This window comes from Pseudomonas sp. NyZ480 (assembly GCF_029537255.1).
Taxonomy (GTDB): domain Bacteria; phylum Pseudomonadota; class Gammaproteobacteria; order Pseudomonadales; family Pseudomonadaceae; genus Aquipseudomonas; species Aquipseudomonas taiwanensis.
This window is the reverse complement of record NZ_CP120626.1, coordinates 4,846,344-4,869,855: the sequence shown is the minus strand read 5'-3', so window position 1 is coordinate 4,869,855 and position 23,512 is coordinate 4,846,344. Positions and strand designations below refer to the sequence as shown.

The 23,512-nt window shown below is 63.0% G+C and carries 25 protein-coding genes and 1 tRNA gene; 16 read left to right on the top strand and 10 right to left on the bottom strand.

The annotated features are described in order from the left end of the window. Positions 1–40 precede the first annotated feature (40 nt). From selA to P3R38_RS22330, 3 genes are all read left to right on the top strand, one after another. Positions 41–1,468 (top strand): L-seryl-tRNA(Sec) selenium transferase, encoded by a 1,428-nt coding sequence (gene selA, locus P3R38_RS22340; protein ID WP_023382608.1) that lies wholly within the window; start codon positions 41–43, stop codon positions 1,466–1,468. Further along, the gene (gene selB, locus P3R38_RS22335) at positions 1,465–3,387 is read left to right on the top strand and encodes a selenocysteine-specific translation elongation factor (protein WP_104881186.1); all 1,923 of its coding nucleotides are present in this window, start codon (positions 1,465–1,467) and stop codon (positions 3,385–3,387) included. Before selA ends, selB begins: the two co-directional genes overlap by 4 nt. 6 nt (positions 3,388–3,393) lie before the next feature. Then, positions 3,394–3,489: transfer RNA gene (locus tag P3R38_RS22330), tRNA-Sec, on the top strand. Positions 3,490–3,576: 87 nt separating this feature from the next. Here P3R38_RS22330 and P3R38_RS22325 read toward each other — a convergent pair. Further along, entirely contained in the window at positions 3,577–4,566 is a 990-nt protein-coding gene (locus tag P3R38_RS22325) for an asparaginase (protein ID WP_023382606.1), read from the bottom strand. 72 nt (positions 4,567–4,638) lie between these two features. Next, positions 4,639–6,081, bottom strand: coding sequence for a sodium:alanine symporter family protein (locus P3R38_RS22320; protein WP_023382605.1), 1,443 nt, complete (start codon positions 6,079–6,081; stop codon positions 4,639–4,641). 179 nt (positions 6,082–6,260) lie between these two features. Here P3R38_RS22320 and P3R38_RS22315 point away from each other — a divergent pair, with 179 nt between their 5' ends. The 3 genes from P3R38_RS22315 (at position 6,261) to P3R38_RS22305 (ending at position 9,189) form a co-directional block, all read left to right on the top strand. Then, positions 6,261–7,070 (top strand): helix-turn-helix transcriptional regulator, encoded by an 810-nt coding sequence (locus P3R38_RS22315; RefSeq protein WP_023382604.1) that lies wholly within the window; start codon positions 6,261–6,263, stop codon positions 7,068–7,070. A 309-nt stretch (positions 7,071–7,379) separates the two neighbouring features. Next, positions 7,380–8,264: a sugar nucleotide-binding protein gene (locus P3R38_RS22310; protein WP_023382603.1), complete on the top strand. Its 885-nt coding sequence runs from the start codon at positions 7,380–7,382 to the stop codon at positions 8,262–8,264. Continuing rightward, a complete protein-coding gene (locus tag P3R38_RS22305) occupies positions 8,257–9,189 on the top strand; it encodes an NAD-dependent epimerase/dehydratase family protein (RefSeq protein ID WP_027907538.1) in 933 nt (310 codons plus the stop codon). Before P3R38_RS22310 ends, P3R38_RS22305 begins: the two co-directional genes overlap by 8 nt. Before the next feature lie 104 nt (positions 9,190–9,293). Here the strand turns inward: P3R38_RS22305 and P3R38_RS22300 are convergent, their stop codons facing one another. From P3R38_RS22300 to P3R38_RS22280, 5 genes are all read right to left on the bottom strand, one after another. Then, complete coding sequence (locus P3R38_RS22300; RefSeq protein WP_023382601.1) at positions 9,294–9,977, bottom strand: OmpW family outer membrane protein; 684 nt, start codon at positions 9,975–9,977, stop codon at positions 9,294–9,296. A gap of 110 nt (positions 9,978–10,087) precedes the next feature. Then, positions 10,088–10,660, bottom strand: a complete 573-nt coding sequence (locus P3R38_RS22295; protein WP_049818789.1) for a DUF3299 domain-containing protein — start codon at positions 10,658–10,660, stop codon at positions 10,088–10,090. Positions 10,661–10,669: 9 nt separating this feature from the next. Beyond that, positions 10,670–11,935 (bottom strand): ABC transporter permease, encoded by a 1,266-nt coding sequence (locus P3R38_RS22290; protein WP_023382599.1) that lies wholly within the window; start codon positions 11,933–11,935, stop codon positions 10,670–10,672. After that, positions 11,935–12,645, bottom strand: a complete 711-nt coding sequence (locus tag P3R38_RS22285) for an ABC transporter ATP-binding protein (protein WP_023382598.1) — start codon at positions 12,643–12,645, stop codon at positions 11,935–11,937. The genes P3R38_RS22290 and P3R38_RS22285 overlap by 1 nt, the downstream gene beginning before the upstream one ends. Then, positions 12,646–13,227, bottom strand: a complete 582-nt coding sequence (locus P3R38_RS22280) for a DUF2796 domain-containing protein (protein WP_023382597.1) — start codon at positions 13,225–13,227, stop codon at positions 12,646–12,648. A 129-nt stretch (positions 13,228–13,356) separates the two neighbouring features. Here P3R38_RS22280 and P3R38_RS22275 point away from each other — a divergent pair, with 129 nt between their 5' ends. Beyond that, on the top strand, positions 13,357–13,719 hold the full coding sequence (locus P3R38_RS22275; protein ID WP_023382596.1) for a hypothetical protein: 363 nt from the start codon (positions 13,357–13,359) through the stop codon (positions 13,717–13,719). A 96-nt stretch (positions 13,720–13,815) separates the two neighbouring features. Continuing rightward, entirely contained in the window at positions 13,816–15,249 is a 1,434-nt protein-coding gene (locus P3R38_RS22270; protein ID WP_277686622.1) for a hypothetical protein, read from the top strand. 178 nt (positions 15,250–15,427) lie between these two features. Here P3R38_RS22270 and trxA read toward each other — a convergent pair whose 3' ends face one another. Genes trxA through P3R38_RS22255 form a run of 3 tightly spaced genes read right to left on the bottom strand, consistent with a single transcriptional unit; the run spans position 15,428 to position 17,444 of the window. Next, on the bottom strand, positions 15,428–16,300 hold the full coding sequence (trxA, locus tag P3R38_RS22265) for a thioredoxin (RefSeq protein WP_023382594.1): 873 nt from the start codon (positions 16,298–16,300) through the stop codon (positions 15,428–15,430). A gap of 31 nt (positions 16,301–16,331) precedes the next feature. Then, complete coding sequence (locus P3R38_RS22260; protein ID WP_027907541.1) at positions 16,332–16,991, bottom strand: 50S ribosomal protein L11 methyltransferase; 660 nt, start codon at positions 16,989–16,991, stop codon at positions 16,332–16,334. After that, positions 16,992–17,444 (bottom strand): YbaY family lipoprotein, encoded by a 453-nt coding sequence (locus P3R38_RS22255; RefSeq protein WP_023382592.1) that lies wholly within the window; start codon positions 17,442–17,444, stop codon positions 16,992–16,994. 105 nt (positions 17,445–17,549) lie between these two features. Between P3R38_RS22255 and nrdR the strand changes: the two genes are divergently transcribed. The 8 genes from nrdR (at position 17,550) to P3R38_RS22215 (ending at position 23,511) form a co-directional block, all read left to right on the top strand. Next, complete coding sequence (nrdR, locus tag P3R38_RS22250) at positions 17,550–18,014, top strand: transcriptional regulator NrdR (protein ID WP_008092351.1); 465 nt, start codon at positions 17,550–17,552, stop codon at positions 18,012–18,014. A 2-nt stretch (positions 18,015–18,016) separates the two neighbouring features. Beyond that, the gene (gene ribD, locus P3R38_RS22245) at positions 18,017–19,147 is read left to right on the top strand and encodes a bifunctional diaminohydroxyphosphoribosylaminopyrimidine deaminase/5-amino-6-(5-phosphoribosylamino)uracil reductase RibD (RefSeq protein WP_277686621.1); all 1,131 of its coding nucleotides are present in this window, start codon (positions 18,017–18,019) and stop codon (positions 19,145–19,147) included. Positions 19,148–19,189: 42 nt separating this feature from the next. Next, positions 19,190–19,855, top strand: a complete 666-nt coding sequence (locus P3R38_RS22240; RefSeq protein ID WP_003255399.1) for a riboflavin synthase — start codon at positions 19,190–19,192, stop codon at positions 19,853–19,855. Between the two features lie 18 nt (positions 19,856–19,873). Then, on the top strand, positions 19,874–20,965 hold the full coding sequence (gene ribBA / locus P3R38_RS22235) for a bifunctional 3,4-dihydroxy-2-butanone-4-phosphate synthase/GTP cyclohydrolase II (RefSeq protein ID WP_023382590.1): 1,092 nt from the start codon (positions 19,874–19,876) through the stop codon (positions 20,963–20,965). 91 nt (positions 20,966–21,056) lie between these two features. Then, positions 21,057–21,533 (top strand): 6,7-dimethyl-8-ribityllumazine synthase, encoded by a 477-nt coding sequence (gene ribE, locus P3R38_RS22230; RefSeq protein WP_008092356.1) that lies wholly within the window; start codon positions 21,057–21,059, stop codon positions 21,531–21,533. Beyond that, positions 21,530–22,030: a transcription antitermination factor NusB gene (gene nusB, locus P3R38_RS22225; RefSeq protein WP_023382589.1), complete on the top strand. Its 501-nt coding sequence runs from the start codon at positions 21,530–21,532 to the stop codon at positions 22,028–22,030. Before ribE ends, nusB begins: the two co-directional genes overlap by 4 nt. Positions 22,031–22,048: 18 nt before the next feature. After that, positions 22,049–23,011 (top strand): thiamine-phosphate kinase, encoded by a 963-nt coding sequence (thiL, locus tag P3R38_RS22220; RefSeq protein ID WP_277686620.1) that lies wholly within the window; start codon positions 22,049–22,051, stop codon positions 23,009–23,011. After that, entirely contained in the window at positions 23,008–23,511 is a 504-nt protein-coding gene (locus P3R38_RS22215) for a phosphatidylglycerophosphatase A (protein WP_023382587.1), read from the top strand. Before thiL ends, P3R38_RS22215 begins: the two co-directional genes overlap by 4 nt. Position 23,512 lies beyond the last annotated feature (1 nt).

The window sequence follows — 23,512 nt, the reverse complement described above, 5'->3', positions numbered from 1 at the left end:
AGGCCAGCACAGACAACGGATCAGTCCAAGGTAGTACCGCATGTCATCCAGCGTAGCCAGCGACACCCCACGCCTGCCTTCCATCGACACCCTCCTGCGCCACCCGGCCAGTCTTGCGCTGATCGACCGCCACGGTCGCGATGCCGTGCTCGCCACCCTGCGCCAGCTGCTAGACGATCTGCGCGAGCCGGCTCGCGCCGGCCAACTCTGCGCCGCCGAGCTGGCCGCTGAAGTGCTAGTGGGCCGCGCGGGCGAGCGCCTGGCCATCCAACAGCGCAGCCACGTGCGCCGCGTCTTCAACCTCACTGGCACGGTGCTCCACACCAATCTCGGCAGGGCACTGTTGCCGGAAGAGGCCATTGAGGCCATGCAGACCGCTGCCCGCTATCCGCTGAACCTGGAATTCGACCTGGCCACCGGCAAGCGCGGTGACCGTGACGACTTGATCGAAGGCCTGATCCGCGAGCTGACTGGTGCCGAAGCCGTCACCGTGGTCAACAACAATGCCGCCGCCGTGCTGCTGGCGCTCAATAGCCTGGGCGCGCGCAAGGAAGGCGTCATCTCGCGCGGGGAACTGATCGAGATCGGCGGCGCCTTTCGCATTCCCGACATCATGGCCCGTGCCGGTGTACGCCTCCATGAAGTCGGCACCACCAATCGCACCCATCCCCGCGACTACGAAGCGGCCATCGGCCCGCGCACCGGTCTGTTGATGCGCGTGCACTGCAGTAACTACAGCATCCAGGGTTTCACCACCCAGGTGGCCACCGCAGAACTGGCGCGCATTGCTCACCAACATCAGCTGCCACTGCTTGAAGACCTGGGCAGCGGCAGTCTGCTCGACCTGACGCGCTGGGGCCTGCCGGCCGAACCCACGGTTCGCCAAGCGCTCGCCGATGGTGCCGACATCGTGACCTTTAGTGGCGACAAACTGCTCGGCGGCCCTCAGGCGGGCATCATTGTCGGGCGCAAGGCGCTGATTGCCAGAATCAAGAAAAACCCGCTCAAGCGAGCCTTGCGGGTCGACAAGATCACCCTCGCTGCACTCGAAGCGGTGCTGGCGCTGTATCGCAACCCCGACCGCCTGGCCGAGCGCCTGCCCAGCCTGCGTCTGCTGACCCGCAGCCAAGCCCAGATCCAGGCCCAGGCCGAGCGTCTGGCACCGGCACTCACGGCCCGCCTGGGTGAGCAGTGGCGGGTCAGCGTGGAGCCGGCGCTGGGCATGATCGGCAGTGGCAGCCAACCCGTGGCGCGTTTGCCCAGTGCTGCGTTGTGCCTGCGTCCGCAGGTGTCGAAGAAGTTGCGCGGGCGCAGCCTGCATGTGCTGGAGCGTGCCCTGCGAAGCCTGCCCGTGCCGGTGCTGGGGCGCATCGACGACGATGCACTGTGGCTCGACCTGCGCCAGCTCGATGACGAAGCCCAATGGCTGGCGCAACTCCCTGCCTTGCAGTTGGGGCCTGTGCAGTGATCGTAGGAACCGCTGGCCACATCGACCATGGCAAGACTGCGCTGTTGCAGGCACTGACGGGCCAAGCGGGTGACCATCGCCAGGAAGAGCGTGCCCGTGGCATGACCATCGACCTCGGTTATCGCTACGCATCCCTCGCCGAAGGGGCGCCGTTGACCGGCTTTATCGATGTGCCCGGCCACGAGCGATTTATCCACAACATGCTGGCCGGGGCGCATGGCATCGACCTGGTGCTGCTGGTGGTGGCCGCCGATGACGGAGTCATGCCACAGACCCGTGAGCACTTGGCGATCATCGAACTGCTGGGCATTCCCCAGGCGCTGGTGGCGATCAGCAAATGTGACCGGGTGGAACCCGTGCGTTTGCTGGAGGTGCAGGCGCAGGTCACCGAGTTACTCGCGCCAGGGCCTTACGCCGGCGCACCGCAGTTTCCGCTGTCGAGCATCACCGGTGAAGGCATCGGATCCCTGCGTGAGGCCTTGCTGGCGGCCGAAAGGCGTGTGCAGCAACGTAGTGCCCGCGGGGGCTTTCGCCTGGCCGTAGACCGTGCCTTTGCCGTCACCGGTGCAGGTGTGGTGGTCACGGGGACGGCGTTGGCCGGGCAGGTGAGTGCAGGCGACACGTTGTGCCTGGGCAAGGCAGGCAAGCCGGTGCGGGTGCGTGGCCTGCATGCGCAGAATCAGGCGGCACTGGTGGCCGAAGCGGGGCAACGGGTGGCGTTGAACGTCACCGCCGAACGCCTGACCGTCGAGCAGGTGCATCGGGGCGATTGGCTGGTGCCTGAATGGCTGCATGCTCCGAGCATGCGGGTCGATATTGAACTGACCCTGTTGGCGGGAGAAACCCGCACTTTCGAACATTTCAGTGCCGTGCACGTACACCTGGGCACCCAGGACGTCACTGCCCGTGTCGCGCTGCTGGAGGGCGAGCGATTGTCGGCGGGCCAGCGCATGTTTGCCCAGTTGCTGCTCAACGCCCCGTTACAAGCCGTCCACGGCGACCGTTTGGTGCTGCGCGACCAGCGTGCCCAGCGCACCTTGGGCGGCGGCAAGGTCCTCGATCCGTTCGCACCCAGTCGCCAGCGACGCAGTGATGAGCGCCTGCGTCAGTTGCAAGTGCTGCGCGATGCCGAGGGGCTGGAGCATGCTCTGACGACATTGCTGGAAAACGCACCTGGCGGAGTGGATCCGCAGCGCCTTGAGCGCCAGTTCAACCGTCTGCGAGAAACCTGGCAACTTCCAGCCAATGTGTGGGTGGTCGCTACCCGGCAAGGCCAGTTGTTGTTCGATAAAGGCCAATGGCAACGACTCAGGATCCGTGTGCTGGAGCAACTGGCGGCATTCCACGAGCAAGAGCCCGACCAGCTTGGTCCCGACCGCGATCGCTTGCGTCGCTTTGCTGCCTTGCCGCTTGAGCGGCCGGCATTCGTCAGCCTGCTGGATGAGTTGCTGAATGAAGGCGCGATTGCCAGCAGCGGTGCTTGGCTTCACCTGCCTGGTCACAAGGTTCAACTGAGCGATGCCGACAGCGCGTTGTGGTCGCGTCTGCAGCCTCGCTTGCTGGAGGGGCAGTTCGACCCGCCGTGGGTGAGGACCTTGGCCAGCGAGGAAAAATGTCCCGAAGCGGATGTGCGTCTGCTGTTACGCAAGTTGGCGCGGTTGGGCTTGGTGCACCAGGTGGTGCGCGACCTTTTTTACCCTGAAGCGACCCTGCAGTGCATGGCAGAGCTGTTGCTTGCGCAGGCCAATGAAACCCCGATAGTGCAGGTTGCGGCGTTTCGCGATATGTTGGGCATCGGTCGCAAGCGCAGTGTGCAGATTCTCGAGTACTTCGACCGCATCGGTCTGACCCGCAGGGTCGCCGATCAGCGTCACATCCGTGCCGACAGCGCCCTGGCACAGCAGCAGGGCAGGCCCTGAGTTCAAGGAAGGCAATCGCGCCCGGTGGCGCGGCCGGGCTTCAAACCCGGTTGGGGACGGCAGCCGTTCCCGGGCAGGTTCGACTCCCGCTGCCTTCCGCCAATTTTTTTGTACGTGGGAATGGCGTGTGGGCTGTTGGAAGCTTGGCGCAAGGTGGCCGCGCCCATGGGGTCGAGCGCAACGCCCAAGTCAGGCCCGCTCCCCACACAGATCCAACGCAAACCACCGCTCGGCCGCATCCGCATCCAACCCTGCTCCCAGCAGTGCAAACAGCTTGCCCAACGCCGCCTCACGGGTCATGCCGCCACCGCTGACCAACCCCGCACCTCGCAGCTTGTTACCTGCCGCATAGGTATCGAACACCACCGAACCCTCAGGGCACTGGCTGATCGCAACGATCATCACGCCACGCTGGCGTGCCGCCTGCAGCACCTCCAGCAATGCGTGGTCATCCGAAGGGCCGGTGCCACTGCCGTAGCACTCCAGCAGCAAGCCTTGCACACCGCTGTCGAGCAGGGCGCGCAGGTGATCGGCCTGCAGGCCGGGGAACACGGGCATCACCGCAAGGTTCACCAGCTTGCGCGGCTGGCGGTAATCCAGCGCGGCAGGCACGCTACCGACACGTTCGCCCTCGCGATGGCGAGGCAGGACGGCAAATGCGTCGAATGCTTCGCTGCGCAGCTTCGAGGCGCGGCAGCCGTGCAGTAGCTGGCCGTGGAAATACAGTTGCACGCCCTCTTCAAGGCCTGCCTCGAACTGACGCAGCGCGCCGCTGAGGTTGTCCCAGGCATCGCTGCCCGGTGCGCCCGCCGGCAACATCGAGCCTGTCAGCAGCACCGGCACTGGCAGGCCCAGCAGCAGGAACGACAACACGGCGGCGCTGTAGGCCAACGTATCGGTGCCATGCAGCAGCAACACGCCGTCGTGGCCGCCAACCTCGACAGCCTCGACGATGGCATCACGCATTGCCAGCCAGTTGGCTTGCTGCATGTTGGCGCTGTCGAGCAGCGGGTTCATTTCCATCAGCGACCACTGCACCTGCGGCGCGTCGGCCTGCTGGGCAAAGTGTTCGCGCATCCGCGCCTCGAAACCACCGGCCGGGGCCAGGCCTTCTGGGGTTTCGAGCATGCCGATGGTGCCTCCGGTGTAGAGGACGAGGAGATTCTTGACTGCACGCATGGAAAGCATCCGTAGCGGTGAGCGGAGAAAGAACAGCCGCCCACGGAAGGGGCGGCTGGGTACGGCAGGATATCAGCGCTGAGGTTGAGCGTGACCGGTGATCTTGTCAGCGGCTGTTTCAACCTGAGGATTGGCAGGCCAGGCATCGCGGTCCAGGTCCAGGTCGGTGAACTTGGACGAGTCGAATACCGGTTGCTTCACGCCGGCCTTGCGCTGGGCGTCGTAGTCGCGCATCACACGCAGTCCGACCTTGAACAGCAGGGCCAGGGCGATCAGGTTGACGAACGCCAGGCAGGTCATGGTGATGTCGGCGAAGGCGAACACGGTCGACAGGTTCTGCACCGAACCCCATACGATCAGCGCCAGGACCAGTGCGCGGTAGCCCATCAGCACAGCACGATTGCGGCTCAGGAACTGCAGGCTGTTCTCGCCCAGGTAGTAGTTGTAGAGGATGCAGGTGAACACGAACAGCGACAGCGCGACGCTGACGAACAGACGACCCCAGTCACCGACCACGGCAGCCAGGGAGTTCTGGGTCAGGACAATACCGTCACCCTCGAAACCAGGGGTGTAGAAGCCCGACAACAGAATCAGCAGTGCGGTGCAGGTGCAGATGACGAAGGTGTCGAGGAACACGCTGAACGCCTGGACCACGCCTTGGGCGCCTGGGTGCTTCACAGCGGCGACCGCAGCGACGTTAGGCGCGCTGCCCAGGCCGGCTTCGTTGGCGAACACGCCACGCTTCACGCCCATGACGATGGCACTGCCGAGCAGGCCGCCGAACGCTGGGTCAAGGCCGAAGGCGCTCTTGAAGATGGTTTCCAGCATGGCGGGTACGTGCTCGATCTGGCTGCCGATCACGTACAGGGTTACGCCGATGTAGGCCAGGGTCTTGACCGGAACCAGCAGGTCGGACACAGCTGCGATGCGCTTGATGCCGCCGAGGAACACGATGGCCAGCAGCACGGCCAGGGCAATACCGGTGTGCTGTGGGTCGAAGCCGAAGGCGTTTTGCAGCGAGTGGGTCACGGTGTACGACTGCAGCCCGTTGAAGGCGAAGCCATAGGTGACCAGCAGCAGGACCGAGAACACCACGGCCATGCTCTTGAGCTTCAGACCATGCTGGATGTAGTAGGCTGGGCCGCCACGGTACAGGCCATCGCCATCGGCGCGCTTGTAGACCTGGGCCAGGGTACATTCGAAGAAGCTGCTGGACATGCCCACCAGTGCGGTAACCCACATCCAGAACACGGCACCTGGGCCGCCCAGGGTCACGGCGATGCCGACGCCTGCGATGTTACCGGCACCGACACGGCCGGCGAGGCTCAGCATCAAGGCCTGGAACGAGCTCAGTTGGCCTGCCTGGCCGCGAAGGGATTCCTTGAAGACACTGAACATATGGCCGAAATGGCGGAACTGCACGAACCGCGAGCGGATGGTGAAGTAGCTGCCGAGTCCGACGATCAGCACGATGAGGAGTTTCCCCGAAAGGAAATCGTTGAGTGCTTCGAGCATTGGAAAATGACCTCGATTCTTATTGTTCGTGTGAATAGAACAGCGGGCGGCAGGCGCACCGCTATGCGTTGGGGCGCATGTTTGGCTATGACAAGAGTCGTTACAATTTCGCGGGTTGCTCTGAGTTGATGCGACTTGATGCTACAATGGCGCCATTCGCGTCACCTTGGATTCCGCACATGAGCGATCATTTCGCTACCAATCTGAAACTGGCTTGCAGCCACTACCGCTCTATTTCCGAAGTTTGCCGGCAGTTGTCGATCAACCGCGCTCAGTTCAACAAGTACCTGAGTGGGCAGAGCCGTCCGACGGCCTACAACCTCAAGCGCATCGGCGATTTCTTCGGCGTCGAGGATTACGAGCTGAACCTGCCACCCGAACAGTTCGCGCGGTTGATAGGCGCCCGGGTTTCCACCGTGGCCGACCAGGCCAGCGACCCGATCAGTGAATTGTTCCGGCCGCTGCATGCACACGCTGGCAACCTGTCGCGCTATTGCGGGTACTACTTTGAATATTCCAACTGCATGTCGGTGCCCGGCACGATCCTGGTCTCGCTGGTGCATTTGCGGGAGGAGCGCGGCCAGTTTCTGTTCGAGCGTCAGGAGCGTCAGGAGCGATCCACTGCGACCGACCTGCATGCCGAAGTACGCTGCCGTTATCTGGGGGCGGCATTCCAGCTGCAGGACCGCGTGTTCCTGATCGACTACGAGTCGCTGACCCTCAACGAAATGAGCCAGACCATTCTCATCCCCAGTTTCAAGAGCCGCATCACCCGCCTCAATGGGCTCAAGACCGGCGTCTCTAGCGGCGACCGGCGCAACCCGGCCTGCACCCGTGTGGTCTGGGAATACCTGGGGGAGGAAATCAACCGCATCAATGCCTACCGGCAGGTCAAACTGTACCGGCCGGACGATCCGCGCATCGATGATGATGTGCGTGAGCGGTTGAGCGTGGGGCCGCTGAAGAACAGTTTGTTCGAGATTGAGTGATGCTCAGCCTCTTTCGTGCCTTATCTGCAACGCGAAGTGCTGTAGACCGTGTTTCGCAATAACGTCCTGTCATTGTTCTTTTCTTTGTATGTAGGGCTTGGCGGGAGTTTTTGGGAAAACACTGAAGATTGAGCCAGGTCTTTTTCGCGTCTGATGCAGGGCCGAGCTCGTTCCGCGTGCCGGGCATTTCTCGTGTAGGGGTGTGATTGGGTTGAATAAGTTACGCCGTGCCTAGAGTTGGACTTCCCCGCCCGGAAACCGCAAAATGACTCCTTTCCTCAAATCAACCTGTTCGGATCTGCTGACTCTATGCGTATGCGCCTGATGCTGTTGGGTGGTGGCAATGCCCTCGGGCAAGCGCTGATTCGTCTCGGGGCCGAGGAGGACATCGCATTCCTGGCGCCGCGTCCGCCTGAAGACGGCTGGACCCCTGCCAGTCTCACCCAGTTGCTGGACGATCATCGCCCCGACGCCCTGGTCAACCTGGCCTATTACTTCGACTGGTTCCAGGCCGAGTCGGTCAGCGAACAGCGTCTGGCCCTGCAGGAGCGGGCGGTGGAGCGGCTGGCGGAACTGTGCCAGCACCACCAGATCACCTTGGTGCAACCGTCTAGCTACCGGGTTTTCGACGGCTCGCGGGCCACGGCCTACAGCGAAAAGGACGAGCCGCTGCCGCTCGGCCTGCGTGGCCAGGCGCTGTGGCGGATCGAGCAGAGCGTGCGGGCAGCGTGCCCTCACCATGTGCTGCTGCGGTTCGGCTGGCTGCTGGACGAGAGCATCGACGGCACCCTGGGGCGCTTCCTGACCCGCGCCGAGCAGCCACAGGAATTGCTGCTGGCGGACGATCGCCGTGGTAACCCAACGCCTGTCGACGATGCGGCCCGGGTCATTCTCTCGGTGCTCAAGCAGCTCGACTGCAACGCGCCGCTGTGGGGCACCTACCACTACGCTGGTAACGAGGCGACTACGCCGCTGGCGCTGGGCCAGGCCATCCTCGGCGAGGCCGGGCAGTACCGCAAGCTGGCCGTGCAGGCACCCACCCCGCAGGCACACGCTGCGCGCCCGGATGCCAGCGAGGAACCCCAGCATGCGGTGCTGGCCTGTAAGAAAATCCTTCACACCTTCGGCATCAAGCCGCGTGCCTGGCGCGCCGGTTTGCCGCCCCTTCTGGACCGATTCTACCGACATGGCTGATGCCCCCATCCTCATCACCGGCGGCGCCGGCTTCATTGGCTCCCATCTGTGTGATGCTTTGCTAGGCAAAGGCTACGCCGTACGTATCCTCGACGACCTGTCCACAGGCAAGCGGGACAACCTGCAGCTGGGCCACCCAAAGCTCGAACTGATCGAAGGCGACGTGGCAGACGCCGAGCTGGTCAACCGCGCCGTTGCCGACTGTGCTGGCGTGGTGCACCTGGCGGCGGTGGCTTCGGTGCAGGCGTCGGTCGAAGACCCGGTGAAAACCCACCAGAGCAACTTCATTGGCACCCTCAATGTATGCGAGGCGATGCGTGTGCAAGGTGTGCGTCGTGTGCTGTTCGCTTCCAGTGCGGCGGTTTATGGCAACAACGGCGAGGGCGAGTCGATCGCCGAAGACACGCCCAAGGCGCCGCTGACGCCCTACGCCGTGGATAAACTGGCCAGTGAGCAGTACCTGGACTTCTACCGTCGTCAGCATGGCCTGGAGCCAGTGGTGTTCCGCTTCTTCAATATTTTCGGGCCACGGCAGGATCCGTCCTCGCCCTACTCCGGTGTGATCAGCATTTTCTGCGAACGAGCGACCCAGGGCCTGCCGATCACTGTGTTCGGTGATGGTGAGCAGACTCGCGATTTTCTCTATGTGGCGGACCTGGTACAGGTCATGGTGCAGGCACTGGAAAAGCCGCAAGCGGAAGAGGGGGCTGTGAATATCGGCCTGAACCAGGCGACTTCGCTGAACCAGCTGTTGAAGGCGCTGGAGACGGTGGTGGGCAGCTTGCCGGCTATCAGCTACGGGCCGGCGCGGTCGGGTGACATTCGCCATTCTCGGGCGGATAATCAGCGGTTGCTGGCGCGGTTCCAATTCCCACAGCCGACCTCGATGGTCGAGGGCTTGGCCCAGCTTCTGGGTAAAGGCTGAGATAATCCAAGGGTTATCGCCCGTCACCTGCAGAAAGCCGGTTTGCCGGCAATAAGCCACAGCACAGCGGGGGCGCAAGGCCCCCGCCAGTATCGCGACCTGAATCAGAACTTGTAGCCGAGACCGACCATGTACACCCAAGGGTCTACGTCCACGTCGACCTTGGTCTTGCCAACGCCCAGGGCGTTGGGGCCATCGACGGTCGCCTTGGTGTCGAGGTCGATGTACCAGACCGAGGCGTTGAACAGCAGGTTATCGGTCAGCATGTAGTCCATGCCCAACTGGCCGGCCAGGCCCACCGAATCCTGCAGCTTCAGGTTGCTGAAGCCCTGCTGTTTGCGTGCACCGCTGAGGTCTTCGTCGAAGAACATGGTGTAGTTGATACCGATACCGGCGTACGGCTGGAACTTCGAAGTAGGCGCCATCGGGTAGTACTGCAACGACAGGGTCGGTGGCAGGTGCTTGATGTCGGCCAGTTTGCCGTCCAGGCCCGGGCCAAGGCCTTTGACGGCCACGGTGTGGTTGAACGGGGTGGCGGCCAGCAGCTCGACGCCGATGTGGTCGGTGAGCATGTAGGCGAAGGTCAGGCCCAACTGGGTGTCGCTGTCCAGGGTAGCCTTGGTGCCCGAAACCTTTGCGCCATCGAGCTTGAGTGCGCCGCTGTCTTCGTTCGGATCTACCGTGGCGGCACCGGCGCGGATGATGAAATCACCCGCCTGGTGGGCGTTGGCAACAGGGGCTGCGAGCGCCAAGGCAACGAGTGCGGCGCCGAGCAAGGACTTGTTCATGGAAGCTCCCAAAGGACGTGAAAATTTTGTGAAGTCCAATGGTACGAAGACGCATAAACAGAAAGTTTGACCCAGCTCAACGAAGCGTGTGTACGACTTCGAAACAGTTCTCACTTCAGCTCATAAGCGTAGATTTTCTCGGCTTCCATCTGGTATCCGGCATCGGCCAGCTCGCTGCTGGAGGCTCTAACTTGCATCTTTCCCTCGATCCAGTAGGGCTGGTAGAGGTCTTCGACGCGTACGCCCATCTCACTGAAAATATGCACGATCTGGTTCGAGGGCGGAGGCGGCACGTGTATGCAGGCGCCGTAGTAAGGCACCAGCAGGAATTCGGTGGTGCGGCCTTCTTCGCTGACTTCCAGCGGCACGATATAGCCGGGCAGTTTGATCAACTGGCCGTCCAGTTTCTTGACCACGGGAGCATTGGGCGCTTGCTGGCGCGCTGCCGGGGCAGATTCGGCGGACAGTGCATCGCTGAGCTGCGACATGTCGTGCAGCGGGGCGAGTTGTGGCGGGATGACCGGTGCGCCCTCGGGGATGAGCGCGGGCCAATCCAGCTCGCGAGGTTCCGAGGCCCAGGCAGGCGATGCCAGCCAGAGCAGCACAACCAGTAGAAGTTGTGCTGCTCTGGCCGGCCTGTTCGCGGGTTTACCCGCGAAGAAGGCGGTGAGGTTCCTGGTCATGGTAGGCACTCAGAGGTGAATCGACAGACCGTCGGCGAGCGACTGCCGGTAGGCGCGCCAGGCGGGCACACTGCCCATCAGCAGCGCGGCAACGAGGATGATAGCCAGCAACGTCCACTCATGCGCACTTGGCCAGGCCAGCGGCAGGTAGAGGCCGTAGTTGGCCTGCACATAACCCTGGGCCAGGGCTATACCGGCATAGAGCAGACCAAGCCCAGCAGCGATGCCCGCCACGGCGAGGGCGAATGCTTCGAGCACCAGCAAGCCGGCAATGTGCCAAGGGCGCGCGCCAACCGAGCGCAGAATCGCCATCTCCCGGCGCCGTTCGTTGAGGCTGGTGAGAATGGCGGTGAGCATGCCAATCAGCCCGGTCAGCACGACGAACAGCGACACCACGAACAAGGCCTGCTCGGCAGTGCCCATGAGGCTCCACAGCTCTTGCAGCGCCACCCCAGGCAGAATCGCCAGTAGCGGCTCATTGCGGTACTCGTTGATTTCGCGTTGCAGGCTGAAGGTGGCGATCTTGTTGTTCAGGCCCAGCATGAAGGCGGTGATTGCGGTGGGCTGCAGGTCCATACCACGTGCCTGCTCGGCGCTGATGCGTCCGGCGCCCCTGGCAGGGACACCGTTGTGCCAGTCGATGTGGATAGCTTCCATGCCGCCAAGGCTGATGTGCAGCGTTCGGTCCACGGGAGTGCCGGTGCGTTTGAGCACACCCACCACAGTGAAGGGCTTGTCGTCATGCTTGACCAGGCTGATCGCGGCCACCCCGTGGGCCAGCACCAGCTTGTCACCCAGCTTGTACTGCAGGGCCTCGGCGACTTCGGCTCCGAGCACCACTTCGAACGGGTCGTCGGCGAACGCCCGACCCTGGCTCAGTTCCAGATGTTGGCGGCGGCCATATTGGTAGTGGCTGAAGTAGTCGCCGGTGGTGCCCATCACCCGGTAGCCTCGGTGCGAGTCGCCCAGTGAGATGGGGATGGCCCATTTCACCCGAGGGTCCTTGGCGTAGTGCTCGAAGCTGTCCCAGCGAATGTTGTTGGTGGCATTGCCAATGCGGAACACCGAATACAGCAACAGGTTCACCGAGCCCGAACGGGCACCGACGATCAGGTCGGTGCCGCTTATGGTGCTGGCGAAACTGGCGCGGGCTTCGGTGCGTACTCGTTCGACGGCCAGTAACAGGCACACTGACAGGGCAATGGCAAAGGCCGTCAGGAAGGCGGTGAAACGACGGTTGGCCAGGCTGGCCAGGGCAAGGCGAAGCAGGTACATCAGGCCTCCCGGGGCTTGGCGGCGCGGTTGAGTTCGGTCAGCGACAGGTGTCGGTCGAACAGGGGGGCCAGGCTTTGGTCGTGGCTGACGAACAGCAGGCTGGAACCCGCTGCCCGACATTCGTCGAACAGCAGGCGAATGAACGCCTCACGGGTATCGGCGTCAAGCGCCGAAGTGGGTTCGTCGGCGATCACCAGTTCAGGTTGGCCGATCAATGCCCGGGCTGCGGCGACCCGTTGTTGCTGGCCAATCGACAGGCTGCCCGCGCGGCGAGCGAGCAAGGCCGGGTCGTCCAGGCCCAGGTGGGCCAGCAGTGAGGCGGCGGCTTGGCTCACGCTACCGTGGCGCTCCATCGCACGTTTGGCGCGGCTTTGCGAGAAGCGACAAGGCAGTTCGACGTTTTCGCGCACCGAGAGAAACGGCAGCAGGTTGAACTGCTGGAAGATGTAACCGGTGTGGTCGACCCGGAACCGATCGCGGGCCCCTTGGCCCAGGCCGGAGAGGTCTTGCCCGAGTAGGCGGATGCTGCCTTGGCCGGGTTGGTTGACGCCACCCAGCAGCCCCAGCAGGGTGGTCTTGCCACTGCCGCTGGGGCCTTTGAGGAACAACGCCTCGCCGGTATCCAGGCGCAATGCCGGGATATCCAGCAAGGGCGGCTGCCCTGGCCAGGCGAACACCAGGTCATGCAGTTCGATCAGCGCCTGGCTCATTCAGAATGCAACCACGGCCTTGGCGGGAGTGGTTTCCAGGCCTTTCTGGCCATCAGGGCCGATCAGTTGCACGCTGATCTTCTGGGTTTGCGGGAAGGCCTTGAACAAAGGGCTCAGGTCAATCTGGGAAAGCTTGTCGGGGTTCGCGCAGCTCAGTTGATAGTGGGCGTTGACGTCGGCGTGCTGGTGCGCGTGTTCATGGGCATCGCCCTCGTCATCGGCATGGGCGGCATCGCCGAACAGCGGGCTCTCCAGTTCCTGCGCTTCTTCCTTGCAGCCGGCGGCTTGCGCCAGGCCGAACAGCTTCAGGGGCTGTTCGAGCTGCTGGCGAGCGGCGGCGACCTTGGCTTTGTCGGCGTCGGTGTTGGCGGTGTGCTCGAAGCCGACCAGGTTCATCGCCGGGCTGTCCAGTTCCAGCTCAAGGGTGTTGCCGTCGAGCACGGCGTTGAGCTTGGCCACCCCATGCTCGTGGGCGCCGAGGGTGCCGTGGGCGTGATCGTGGTCATGATCATGGTCATCGTGGGCATGGACCACGGCCAGGGGCAGCAGGGCGAAGGGCAGGGCAAGCAGCAGGCGACGCATGGACGACTCCGGGAGCGGGTTGAAATTTAAGTTATGTTATAACAAGTTCTCTGCGAGTCGCCAGCCTGCGTGGCGCAGGTTTCATGTTGCGGTAGCATGGGGCATTGACTTGGGTTCAAGGAATGCATCATGAGAATTCGCGGACAGATCGGCGACTGGCCGGTGGACCTGACTATCGAGTTGGATCCGGCAGAATGGGCGCAGTTGGGGGGGCAGGTCGAGGCGCAGGTACAGGGCACAGCCTCGCCTGCGCCGACAATGTCGACACCGCGTCAGGATGACGGCCAGTGGGCTGTGGCGCTTGATGTATTGCGCCAGGCTGGGCAGATGTCCGGGCCTGATTTGTTGGAGAGCCTCACGGGGTTGGCCGGCAGTGCCGCAGCAGGCAAGAAGCTGCTGGTGCGGTTGAGGCACTCTGCTCAGGTACGCGTGTTGGCGGGAGAAGATGCGCCACTGTACTGTTGGCAGGAAGATGCAAGCGAGCAGCTTTGAGCACTATCCGGTCTGATATCAACTGACATTATTGCCAGTTTATGTTGAGTGTCCGAAGGTGTCGAATGGGTAGGTCTTCGAACAGGAGAGCCTGCCATGGACACCGGAATCGACGAAGCGGGACAACATTACGACTTGCGCGGTTGGCGCATGCACTTTGTTTTCAATGTTGAAAAACTAAACGCCCTCCTGCTGCGCTACTACGAGAGTCGGCCTGACAGTGCCAACAATGACGCCCTGGATTTTGTCCATCAGCGCCCCAGTGGCTGGCTGAGGATATGCTGTGTGTTGGGCAGTCCACTGCTGGAGTTTCCAACCGGCAATGGTGATTCGATCAATGTGACAAGGCGTTTTGTGTCCTACACCAGCTACGAGTTTCAGAGAGCGTCGGGGGCGAATCAGGCTGAGCTGTTTGAGGTCGTTGCCGGCAGCCGGAATGAGCGCATGGCGCTGTTTCAGACCTTCAAGCTGGACCAGTGCGTCGGGACCTATAAATACAACGATAACGCCGTCTTTACGCTGACGGAGGGTTCCGACTTTTCTGTCGGATTATTGGGAGGGCAAGGGCGCGACACAGAGGCGGGCCTGCCATTCAAGATTCGTTTCGCCAACCTTCCTGCGGGAGAAAAAAATGTTGTGCTGCCCAAGACCGCGGATGTTAGCTACGGGCGATGGTTGATGCAGGATCTACGTTTCCATCTGCGAAGCGTTGAAGGCCAGCTTGTAATGTATATCGCCAGTTCTGATGAGGCCAACGGGTCATTTCCTGGCAGTAGGAACACCGGGCGCGACGAAGTATCGGTTACGGACGAGAGTCTATTAGGTCAGTGCTACCTGGATGTCAGAAACATTCCCGAGGCAGGTTACTACGGGCTAGATTTCGAGCACTTTGCCCAAATACTATTCCCTCGTGGATATGTGAAGTTTGCCGGGATGATTTGGGGGGCTCCGGGCAATACGGTTGCTGAAGCCAGATTGGTTGACTTGCAGGTCAAGGGTGCTGATGCATTCGCGACAGAGAATGCCGCTTATTCTTCGCATGTGAATCCTTTGGTCCGTATCGTCCCTGCGGGGAGTGTCGGCCAGCGATTGGTGCTAAACACAGTCAACCTTGGCACACCGGTCTGGCAGTTTGCTTCGGAAGCTATAGGGCAGCTTGTTCCTGACGGCCGCACGTGCACTTACGTCCCGCAGGGCGATGGCGATGTGATCTACGGGGAAAGTCCGCTCACCCGGAAGGATGCAGCGTTGCATACTTCGTTGAAAAGAAATCCCGTTGATATTGTCCGAATTATAACGGGCTTCACGCTACTTCCCTATTACTCGACCATTGTCGTGCTCAATGCCAAACCGACTCATTACTTCAAGCTCGCCATTGTCGGCGGCAAACTGCAGATGACGTTCTGTTATGAGCCGTGGGGGGGGCGGAGAAACCGTGGTAGCGCCGGAACTTACCGACTGGAAAGTGCTGGCAGGGGACGGGAAAGTGTCGGACGGCATTTTCACGCCTGGCGTCATCAACAGGTTTAGCGTGGTACAGGCAATTCACCGTGATCCGATCTACATGCAGTTCGCGGTGATCATCATTCCCGTGCCGATGCTGACAGCCGCTGAATTCGTGGCCATGCGCAATGGTGGCTGATGTCAAAAAAGTGAAGGGCAGGTAGCTGCTGCGCTATCTGCCCCTGCCGTTCGGGTGCGGTGCAGGTCAGAACATCGCCGCCGACAACTTGCGACGATAAACGCCAACCAATGGATGGTCACTCCCCAGCAACTCGAACACCTGAAGCATCGCCTTCTGCGGCAACCCGTTCTCGTAACCACGGTTGCGCTGGAACAGCTTCAACAGCCCGTCCAGGGCGGCTTCGTACTGCTGACGTGCCAGTTGCTGAATGCTCAGCTGGTAGGCGGCTTCGTCATCCTGCGGGTTCTGCGCCAGTCGGCTCTTGAGCTCGGCGACTTCTGGAAGGCTGGTCGCTTGGCGCAGGAAGGTCAGCTGGGCCTTGGCGCCGGCCAGTGCGGCCTTGTGCTCGTCGGTCTTGACCGCGTCAAGCACCACTTCGGCTTCGCCCAACTCGCCGCGCTCGGCCAGGCAGCGGGCATAGAGGATCAGCGCTTGGGCATTGCTGTTGTCTTCACCCAGCAGTTGCTTGAGCTGCGCTTCGGCTTCGGCGAAGCGGCTCTCGGCAAACAGCGCCTTGGCCAGTTCCAGCGGGGAGGCCGTCGGTGCGGCGGGCATTTGCACGTGCGGTTCGAGCATGGCGCGGATCGCCGATTCTGGCTGGGCACCGGCAAAGCCGTCGACCGGCTGGCCGTCCTTGAACAGCACCACGGTCGGCAAACTGCGGATGCCGAACTGGGCAACGATCTGCTGTTCGACATCGCAGTTGATCTTGGCCAGCAGCAGCTCGCCCTGGTAACCCTCGGCGATCTTCGCCAGCAACGGCATCAGTGCCTTGCAGGGCGCGCACCATTCAGCCCAGAAATCGACCAGCACCGGCTTGTGGAAGGAATTTTCGATGACCAGTTGTTGGAAGGTGGCATCGGTGGCATCGAAGATATACGGCGTTTCCTGGCTCATCGTAACTCTCGCAAATCGGTCAATGGGCTCACTATAAAGGCTCGCGACTGGCGTGGTACAGGCTGACCCTGCGGAATTCGTGCGGCTCGGCCAGGTCTGGCAGTGTCAGGGCTTCGAGTACGCCCAATTGGCGATACAGCGGGTGGCTGAAGTCGCGCACGCGCGAGTCGGCCACCAGCGCCTGTCGGCCCCGCCCCAGAAAGGCGTCGAGCAGAGGCAAGTTGGCGCGGTCGTAGAGCACGTCGGCGACCAGAATCAGGTCGAAGCGGTCGTCTTCGCCGAAGAAATCGCTGCTGTAGCCCAGCTCGACGCCATTGAGAGCGGCATTGGCGCGGCAAGCGTCCAGTGCCAATGGGTCGAGGTCGCAGGCGACCACTTCCAGGGCGCCGGCACGGGCGGCAGCGATCCCGGCAATGCCTGAACCTGCGCCGAAGTCCAGCACGCGCTTGCCTGCCACCCACTCAGGCCGCTCGGCCAGGTAGCGGGCCATGGCCAGGCCGCTGGCCCAGCAGAAGCTCCAATAGGGCGGGTCTTCGAGGATCCGCCGGGTTTCCTCGCTGCTGAAGGCGCGGTCCATGTTCTGCTCGTCGATCAGCCAGAGCTTGAGCTCGCAACCCGGCAGTTCGCTGACGATCAGGCGCGCTTCGCCGATCAGGCCGCTCAGGGCCTGTTGCAGGTGTTGCGGCGCCATCTACGGCGCCTTCTTGAAACGCAGTGGGCCGGTGGCCTGGGTTTGCGCCTGGGTGATGCGCACCGGCGGCAGGTGCAGGATCAGTTGCCCGGACTGACTGGCTCGACCGCGCAGCTCGACCCGCGCGCCGGTGGGAAAGACTTCGGGGTTGAAGCGCAGTTGATAAGGCAGGGCCTGGCCGGTGCCTGTCAGGGTGCTGCTGGCCAACAACTGTTGTGGACGGTCACGTTCGTCGATCACCAGTAAGGCCAGTTCGACGTCGGCGCCGGCAGGAATGTCCAGCAAGGTGCCGCTCAATTCACGCTGGTAGGCCGGCAACGGACCCAGTGGTTCGGCCTTTTTCGTCACCTTGGCCGGTGTGGGCGCGGGGGGCTGTTCGGTCTTGGGCCGTTCGCTGCTGCAGGCGGCGAGCAGGGCGGCGCAGCACAGCACGGCGAGCGCTCGAAGATGCATGGGGTCGTCCTTCACGGGCAGAATTGAATGGATGTTAACCCCTTTGGCTTGTCTTGCCAGTGCAATGCGCTACCATGGCCCTCCCTTTTTTTGTTGCCTGCCACCATGCACTGTCCCTTTTGCGGTGCCAACGACACCAAGGTCATCGACTCGCGTCTGGTCGCCGAGGGCGAACAGGTGCGTCGCCGGCGCGAATGCGTCGCTTGCGGCGAGCGTTTCACCACCTTCGAAACCGCCGAACTCGTGCTGCCTCGGCTGATCAAGCAGGATGGCACGCGCCAGCCCTTCGATGAAGAGAAGCTGCGGGCCGGCATGCAGCGCGCGCTGGAAAAGCGTCCGGTCAGCGTCGAGCGCCTGGAAGCTGCGCTGGCGCACATCAAGAGCCGTTTGCGCGCCACCGGCGAGCGTGAGGTCAAGTCACTGGTCGTGGGTGAGCTGGTGATGGCCGAGCTGCGCAAGCTCGACGAAGTCGCCTACATCCGTTTCGCCTCGGTCTACCGGCGGTTCCAGGATCTCGACGAATTCCGCGAAGAAATCGACCGACTGGCCCGCGAGCCAGCTAAAGAGTAAGCATGCCCAGCCAGACCGCGATCCTCGACGCCCATTACATGGCCCGTGCCCTGGAACTGGCCCGCAAGGGCGCCTACACCGCGCACCCCAACCCACGGGTGGGCTGCGTCATCGTGCGTGACGGCGAGGTGGTGGGTGAGGGCTGGCATGTGCGCGCCGGCGAACCGCATGCCGAGGTGCATGCCCTGCGCCAGGCTGGCGAACGTGCCCGTGGTGCCTGTGCCTATGTGACCCTCGAACCCTGCAGCCACCATGGCCGCACCCCGCCGTGCGCCGAGGCCTTGGTCAAGGCAGGCGTCGCCCGGGTGGTGGCGGCCATGCAGGACCCGAACCCGCAAGTGGCTGGACAAGGCCTGCGCCGTCTGGCCGAGGCGGGTATCGAGGTCGCCAGCGGTGTGCTTGAAGGCGAAGCGCGGGCGCTCAACCCCGGTTTTCTCAAGCGCATGGAACATGGGCTCCCGTTCGTCAGGGTCAAGCTGGCTATGAGCCTGGATGGTCGCACCGCCATGGCCAGTGGCGAGAGCCAATGGATCACTGGCCCGGCCGCCCGCTCGGCGGTACAGCGCCTGCGCGCCCGCTCCAGCGTGGTGTTGACCAGCGCCGCCAGTGTGCTGGCCGACAATGCCCGCATGACCGTGCGCGGCGACGAGCTGGGACTGGATGCCGAAACCACCGCCCTGGCCCTGAGCCGGCCACCCCTGCGTGTACTCATCGATGGCCGCCTGCGCCTGCCGCTGAGCGCTCCATTCTTCCAGGCCGGCCCCGCGCTGGTGGTGACCGCTGTCGCTGAAGACCCGCGTTATGCCGCTGCCGGCCATGAGCTGCTGTGCCTGCCAGGCGAGAATGGCCAGGTCGACCTGCCCGAACTGCTGCGCACCTTGGCTGCCCGCGGCGTCAATGAGATCCTGCTGGAGGCGGGCGCCGGCCTGGTTGGCGCCTTCGCCCGGCAACGACTGATCGACGAGTACCAATTGTTTGTCGCCGGTACCTTCCTCGGCTCCCAGGCCCGCCCTCTGCTGGACTGGCCATTGGCGAAAATGAGCGAGGCGCCACGACTGAAGATCACTGAAATGCGTGCTGTGGGCGATGACTGGCGGGTCACGGCCATCCCCTTGCCGCCGCCCGGCGTATAATGCCGGGCTTGCCCTGCGCAACCCGTTCCTGAGGAAGACCCCATGTTCACCGGTATCATCGAATCCATCGGCACCATCCGCAGCTTGACCCCGAAAGGCGGCGACGTGCGCGTCTACGTCGAGACCGGCAAGCTCGACCTGGGTGACGTCAAGCTCGGTGACAGCATTGCCGTCAACGGCGTGTGCCTGACCGCCGTCGAGCTTCCGGGCGACGGTTTCTGGGCCGACGTCAGCGTCGAGACGCTCAAGCGCACCGCGTTCATCGACCTCAAGAGCGGCAGCAAGGTCAACCTGGAGAAAGCCCTGACCCCGACCACCCGCCTAGGCGGGCACCTGGTCAGTGGCCACGTCGACGGCGTCGGCGAGATCATTTCGCGCAGCGATAACGCCCGCGCTATCCAGTTCCGCGTGCGTGCACCGAAGGAGCTGGCCAAGTACATCGCCCACAAGGGTTCGATCACCGTCGACGGCACCAGCCTGACGGTCAACGAGGTCAATGGCGCCGAATTCGAGCTGACCATCGTCCCGCACACCCTGTCCGAAACCATCATGGCCGACTACCGTGCAGGTCGTCGGGTCAACCTTGAGGTCGACCTGCTGGCCCGTTACCTGGAGCGTCTGCTGCTGGGTGACAAGGCTGCCGAGCCGAGCAAGGGCAGTGGCATTACCGAAAGCTTCCTGGCCGCCAACGGCTTCTTGAAATCCTGATTGAGAAGGGGGTGCCGAGTGGCGCTCAACAGCATCGAAGAACTGGTAGAAGACATCCGCCAGGGCAAAATGGTCATCCTCATGGACGACGAAGACCGTGAGAACGAAGGCGACATCATCATGGCCGCCGAGTGCTGCCAACCCGAGCACATCAACTTCATGGCCAAGCACGCCCGTGGACTGATCTGCATGCCGATGACCCGCGAGCGCTGCGAAACGCTCAAGCTGCCGCTGATGGCGCCGCGCAACGGCTCGGGCTTCGGCACCAAGTTCACCGTGTCGATCGAGGCCGCCGAAGGTGTCACCACCGGCATCTCCGCCGCCGACCGCGCGCGTACCGTGCAGGCTGCCGCCGCCAAGGACGCCAAGGCCGAAGACATCGTCAGCCCTGGCCACATCTTCCCGCTGATGGCCCAGCCGGGCGGCACCCTGGCCCGTGCTGGCCACACTGAAGCGGCCTGCGACCTGGCGCGCATGGCCGGTTTCGAGCCTAGCGGTGTGATCTGCGAAGTGATGAACGACGACGGCACCATGTCGCGTCGCGCCGAGCTGGAAGTGTTCGCCGCCGAGCACGGCCTGAAGATCGGCACCATCGCCGACCTGATCCACTACCGCATGATCCATGAACGCACCGTGCAGCGTGTGTCCGAGCAGCCAATCGAGAGCGAGCTGGGCCAGTTCAACCTGGTCACCTACCGCGACGCGGTGGAAGGTGACGTGCACATGGCCCTGACCCTGGGCAAGATCTGCGCCGAAGAGCCGACCCTGGTGCGGGTCCACAACATGGATCCGCTGCGCGACCTGCTGATGGTCAAGCAGCCGGGCCGCTGGAGCCTGCGTGCGGCCATGGCCGCGGTGGCCGAGGCGGGCAGTGGCGTGGTGCTGCTGCTGGGCCACCCGCTGGACGGCGATGTGCTGCTGGCCCACATCCGCGAAAGTGCAGGCGATGTGCCGGCCAAGGCGCCGACCACCTACAGCACCGTGGGTGCCGGTTCGCAGATCCTGCGCGATCTGGGCGTGCGCAAGATGCGCCTGATGAGTTCGCCGATGAAGTTCAATGCGATATCCGGATTCGATCTGGAAGTTGTAGAATACGTGCCCTCCGAGTGACTTGAAGCGGCATTGACGCCCTTCTGCTCGAGTCCAAACCCTCCCGAGGCCGCCTGCGCGCGGCCTCGCTCTTGAAGATGAGAACATCGGAATGACCCTGAAGACCATCGAAGGTACCTTCATCGCCCCCAAAGGTCGCTATGCTTTGGTGGTTGGCCGCTTCAACAGCTTCGTCGTCGAAAGCCTGGTAAGCGGTGCAGTCGATGCCCTGGTTCGCCATGGCGTCAGCGAAAGCGACATCACCATCATCCGTGCCCCGGGCGCGTTCGAAATCCCGCTGGTGGCTCAGAAAGTTGCCCAGCAAGGGGAATACGACGCGATCATCGCCCTGGGCGCAGTGATCCGTGGCGGTACCCCGCACTTCGAATACGTGGCGGGCGAATGCACCAAGGGCCTGGCCCAGGTGTCCATGGAGTTCGGTGTACCGGTCGCCTTCGGCGTCCTGACCGTCGATTCCATCGAGCAAGCCATCGAGCGTTCCGGCACCAAGGCCGGTAACAAAGGGGCTGAAGCTGCCCTGTCCGCACTGGAAATGGTCAGCCTGCTGGCGCAGTTGGAGGCCAAGTGATTAGCGACGAAAGCGATCGTTTCAACCCGCGCGATCCAAAACCTGCGGATGCCGGCAAGCCATCGAAGAGCGCCAAGCGCCGCGAAGCCCGCAAGCTCGCGACCCAGGCCCTGTACCAGTGGCACATGGCTCAGCATTCGCTGAACGAGATCGAGGCACAGTTCCGGGTCGATAACGATTTCTCCGATGTCGACGGCGCCTACTTCCGCGAAATCCTGCACGGGGTTCCGGCGATCAAGGGCGAGATCGACAACGCCCTGGCACCTTGCCTGGACCTGGCACTGGAAGAGCTCGACCCGGTCGAGCTGGCCGTGCTGCGCCTGTCCACCTGGGAGTTCATCAAGCGCGTCGACGTACCGTACCGCGTGGTGATCAACGAAGGCGTGGAACTGGCCAAGGTCTTTGGCGCCACTGACGGCCACAAGTTCGTCAACGGCGTGCTGGACAAGCTCGCTCCGATCCTGCGTGAAGCAGAAGTCAAGGCGAACAAGCGCTGATCCTGGCGCTGTCGGGCCATGGGTGAGTTCGAGCTGATCAACCGCTTCTTCGCTGCTGCGTCCTGTGCGCAAGGCGGCGAAGGTGTGGTGTTGGGCATTGGCGACGACTGCGCACTGCTTAGCCTTTACCCAGGCGAGCAAATGGCGGTGTCCACCGACACGCTGGTCGCCGGGGTGCATTTTCCCGCTGTCTGCGATCCTTGCCTGCTCGGCCAGCGTTCGCTGGCGGTGGCAGCCAGCGACCTGGCGGCCATGGGGGCAAAGCCGATCGGCTTCACCCTTGCCCTGACCTTGCCCGATGTAGGCCCTGATTGGCTCGCGGCGTTTGCCGAAGGCCTCAGCCGCATGGCCCATCGTTGCGGCATGAGCCTGATCGGCGGCGATACCACACGAGGCCCCTTGAGCATCACCGTGACCGTGTTTGGTAGTGTGCCTGCTGGCCAGGCCCTGCGCCGCAGTGGCGCAAGGCCGGGTGATGTGCTGTGCGTCGGCGCAGCGTTGGGTAACGCTGCAGGTGCCTTGCCACTGGTACTGGGCGAGCGTGTGGCGCCGGTCGAGCTGGCAGCGCCGTTGCTGGGCCATTACTGGTCGCCGATGCCGCAGCTCGAACTGGGGCAGTTGCTGCGGGGGCACGCGACGGCGGCATTGGACATTTCCGATGGCCTGCTCGCCGATTGCGGGCATATCGCCAAGGCCTCCGGTGTCGCGATCGAGGTGAACCTGGAGCAGGTCCCCATGTCTTCTGCTTTGCAGGCCTTCCTTGGCCAGGACGCAGCGCGGCGAGCGGCGCTTACCGGTGGCGACGACTATGTGCTGGCGTTCACCTTGCCGCCCGAGGCGCTTTCATCCCTGCAGGGCCGTGTAGCGGTGCACGTCATCGGCCGGGTGCTCGAGGGCGAAGGCGTGACGCTGCGTGATCCGCAGGGCCGAGACATCACCCCCGTGCAGCGGGGTTATCAACATTTTAGGGAGACACCGTGACCGACCACCCCAACCAGGTGCCAGCGGAGTTCGTTCCGCCATCGGTCTGGCGCAACCCGTGGCACTTCATCGCCTTCGGCTTCGGTTCCGGCACGCTGCCCAAGGCACCGGGTACCTGGGGTTCGCTGGTGGCCTTGCCGTTCATTCCGTTGTGGCAAATGCTACCGGACTGGGGCTACTGGCTGCTGCTGGGCATTACCATGCTGTTTGGCTTCTGGCTGTGCGGCAAAGTCGCCAATGACTTGCGTGTGCATGACCATGAGGGCATTGTTTGGGATGAGATGGTCGGCATGTGGATCACCCTGTGGCTGGTGCCTGAAGGATGGCAGTGGCTGCTGGCGGGGTTCTTGATGTTCCGCTTCTTCGACATCCTCAAGCCGTGGCCGATCCGCTGGATCGACCGTCATGTGCACGGCGGTGTGGGGATCATGCTCGACGATATCCTGGCTGGCGTATTCGCCTGGCTGGGCATGCAGGTTCTGGTGTGGGTGGTGGCCTGAC

Excerpts from the sequence above, each read along its gene's own strand:
- selA (WP_023382608.1), top strand. The coding sequence starts at position 41 with ATGTCATCCAGCGTAGCCAGCGACACCCCACGCCTGCCTTCCATCGAC.
- P3R38_RS22325 (WP_023382606.1), bottom strand. The coding sequence starts at position 4,566 with ATGCGTGCAGTCAAGAATCTCCTCGTCCTCTACACCGGAGGCACCATC.
- P3R38_RS22320 (WP_023382605.1), bottom strand. The coding sequence starts at position 6,081 with ATGCTCGAAGCACTCAACGATTTCCTTTCGGGGAAACTCCTCATCGTG.
- P3R38_RS22315 (WP_023382604.1), top strand. The coding sequence starts at position 6,261 with ATGAGCGATCATTTCGCTACCAATCTGAAACTGGCTTGCAGCCACTAC.
- P3R38_RS22310 (WP_023382603.1), top strand. The coding sequence starts at position 7,380 with ATGCGTATGCGCCTGATGCTGTTGGGTGGTGGCAATGCCCTCGGGCAA.
- P3R38_RS22305 (WP_027907538.1), top strand. The coding sequence starts at position 8,257 with ATGGCTGATGCCCCCATCCTCATCACCGGCGGCGCCGGCTTCATTGGC.
- P3R38_RS22300 (WP_023382601.1), bottom strand. The coding sequence starts at position 9,977 with ATGAACAAGTCCTTGCTCGGCGCCGCACTCGTTGCCTTGGCGCTCGCA.
- P3R38_RS22295 (WP_049818789.1), bottom strand. The coding sequence starts at position 10,660 with ATGACCAGGAACCTCACCGCCTTCTTCGCGGGTAAACCCGCGAACAGG.
- P3R38_RS22290 (WP_023382599.1), bottom strand. The coding sequence starts at position 11,935 with ATGTACCTGCTTCGCCTTGCCCTGGCCAGCCTGGCCAACCGTCGTTTC.
- P3R38_RS22285 (WP_023382598.1), bottom strand. The coding sequence starts at position 12,645 with ATGAGCCAGGCGCTGATCGAACTGCATGACCTGGTGTTCGCCTGGCCA.
- P3R38_RS22280 (WP_023382597.1), bottom strand. The coding sequence starts at position 13,227 with ATGCGTCGCCTGCTGCTTGCCCTGCCCTTCGCCCTGCTGCCCCTGGCC.
- P3R38_RS22275 (WP_023382596.1), top strand. The coding sequence starts at position 13,357 with ATGAGAATTCGCGGACAGATCGGCGACTGGCCGGTGGACCTGACTATC.
- P3R38_RS22270 (WP_277686622.1), top strand. The coding sequence starts at position 13,816 with ATGGACACCGGAATCGACGAAGCGGGACAACATTACGACTTGCGCGGT.
- trxA (WP_023382594.1), bottom strand. The coding sequence starts at position 16,300 with ATGAGCCAGGAAACGCCGTATATCTTCGATGCCACCGATGCCACCTTC.
- P3R38_RS22260 (WP_027907541.1), bottom strand. The coding sequence starts at position 16,991 with ATGGCGCCGCAACACCTGCAACAGGCCCTGAGCGGCCTGATCGGCGAA.
- P3R38_RS22255 (WP_023382592.1), bottom strand. The coding sequence starts at position 17,444 with ATGCATCTTCGAGCGCTCGCCGTGCTGTGCTGCGCCGCCCTGCTCGCC.
- nrdR (WP_008092351.1), top strand. The coding sequence starts at position 17,550 with ATGCACTGTCCCTTTTGCGGTGCCAACGACACCAAGGTCATCGACTCG.
- ribD (WP_277686621.1), top strand. The coding sequence starts at position 18,017 with ATGCCCAGCCAGACCGCGATCCTCGACGCCCATTACATGGCCCGTGCC.
- P3R38_RS22240 (WP_003255399.1), top strand. The coding sequence starts at position 19,190 with ATGTTCACCGGTATCATCGAATCCATCGGCACCATCCGCAGCTTGACC.
- ribE (WP_008092356.1), top strand. The coding sequence starts at position 21,057 with ATGACCCTGAAGACCATCGAAGGTACCTTCATCGCCCCCAAAGGTCGC.
- thiL (WP_277686620.1), top strand. The coding sequence starts at position 22,049 with ATGGGTGAGTTCGAGCTGATCAACCGCTTCTTCGCTGCTGCGTCCTGT.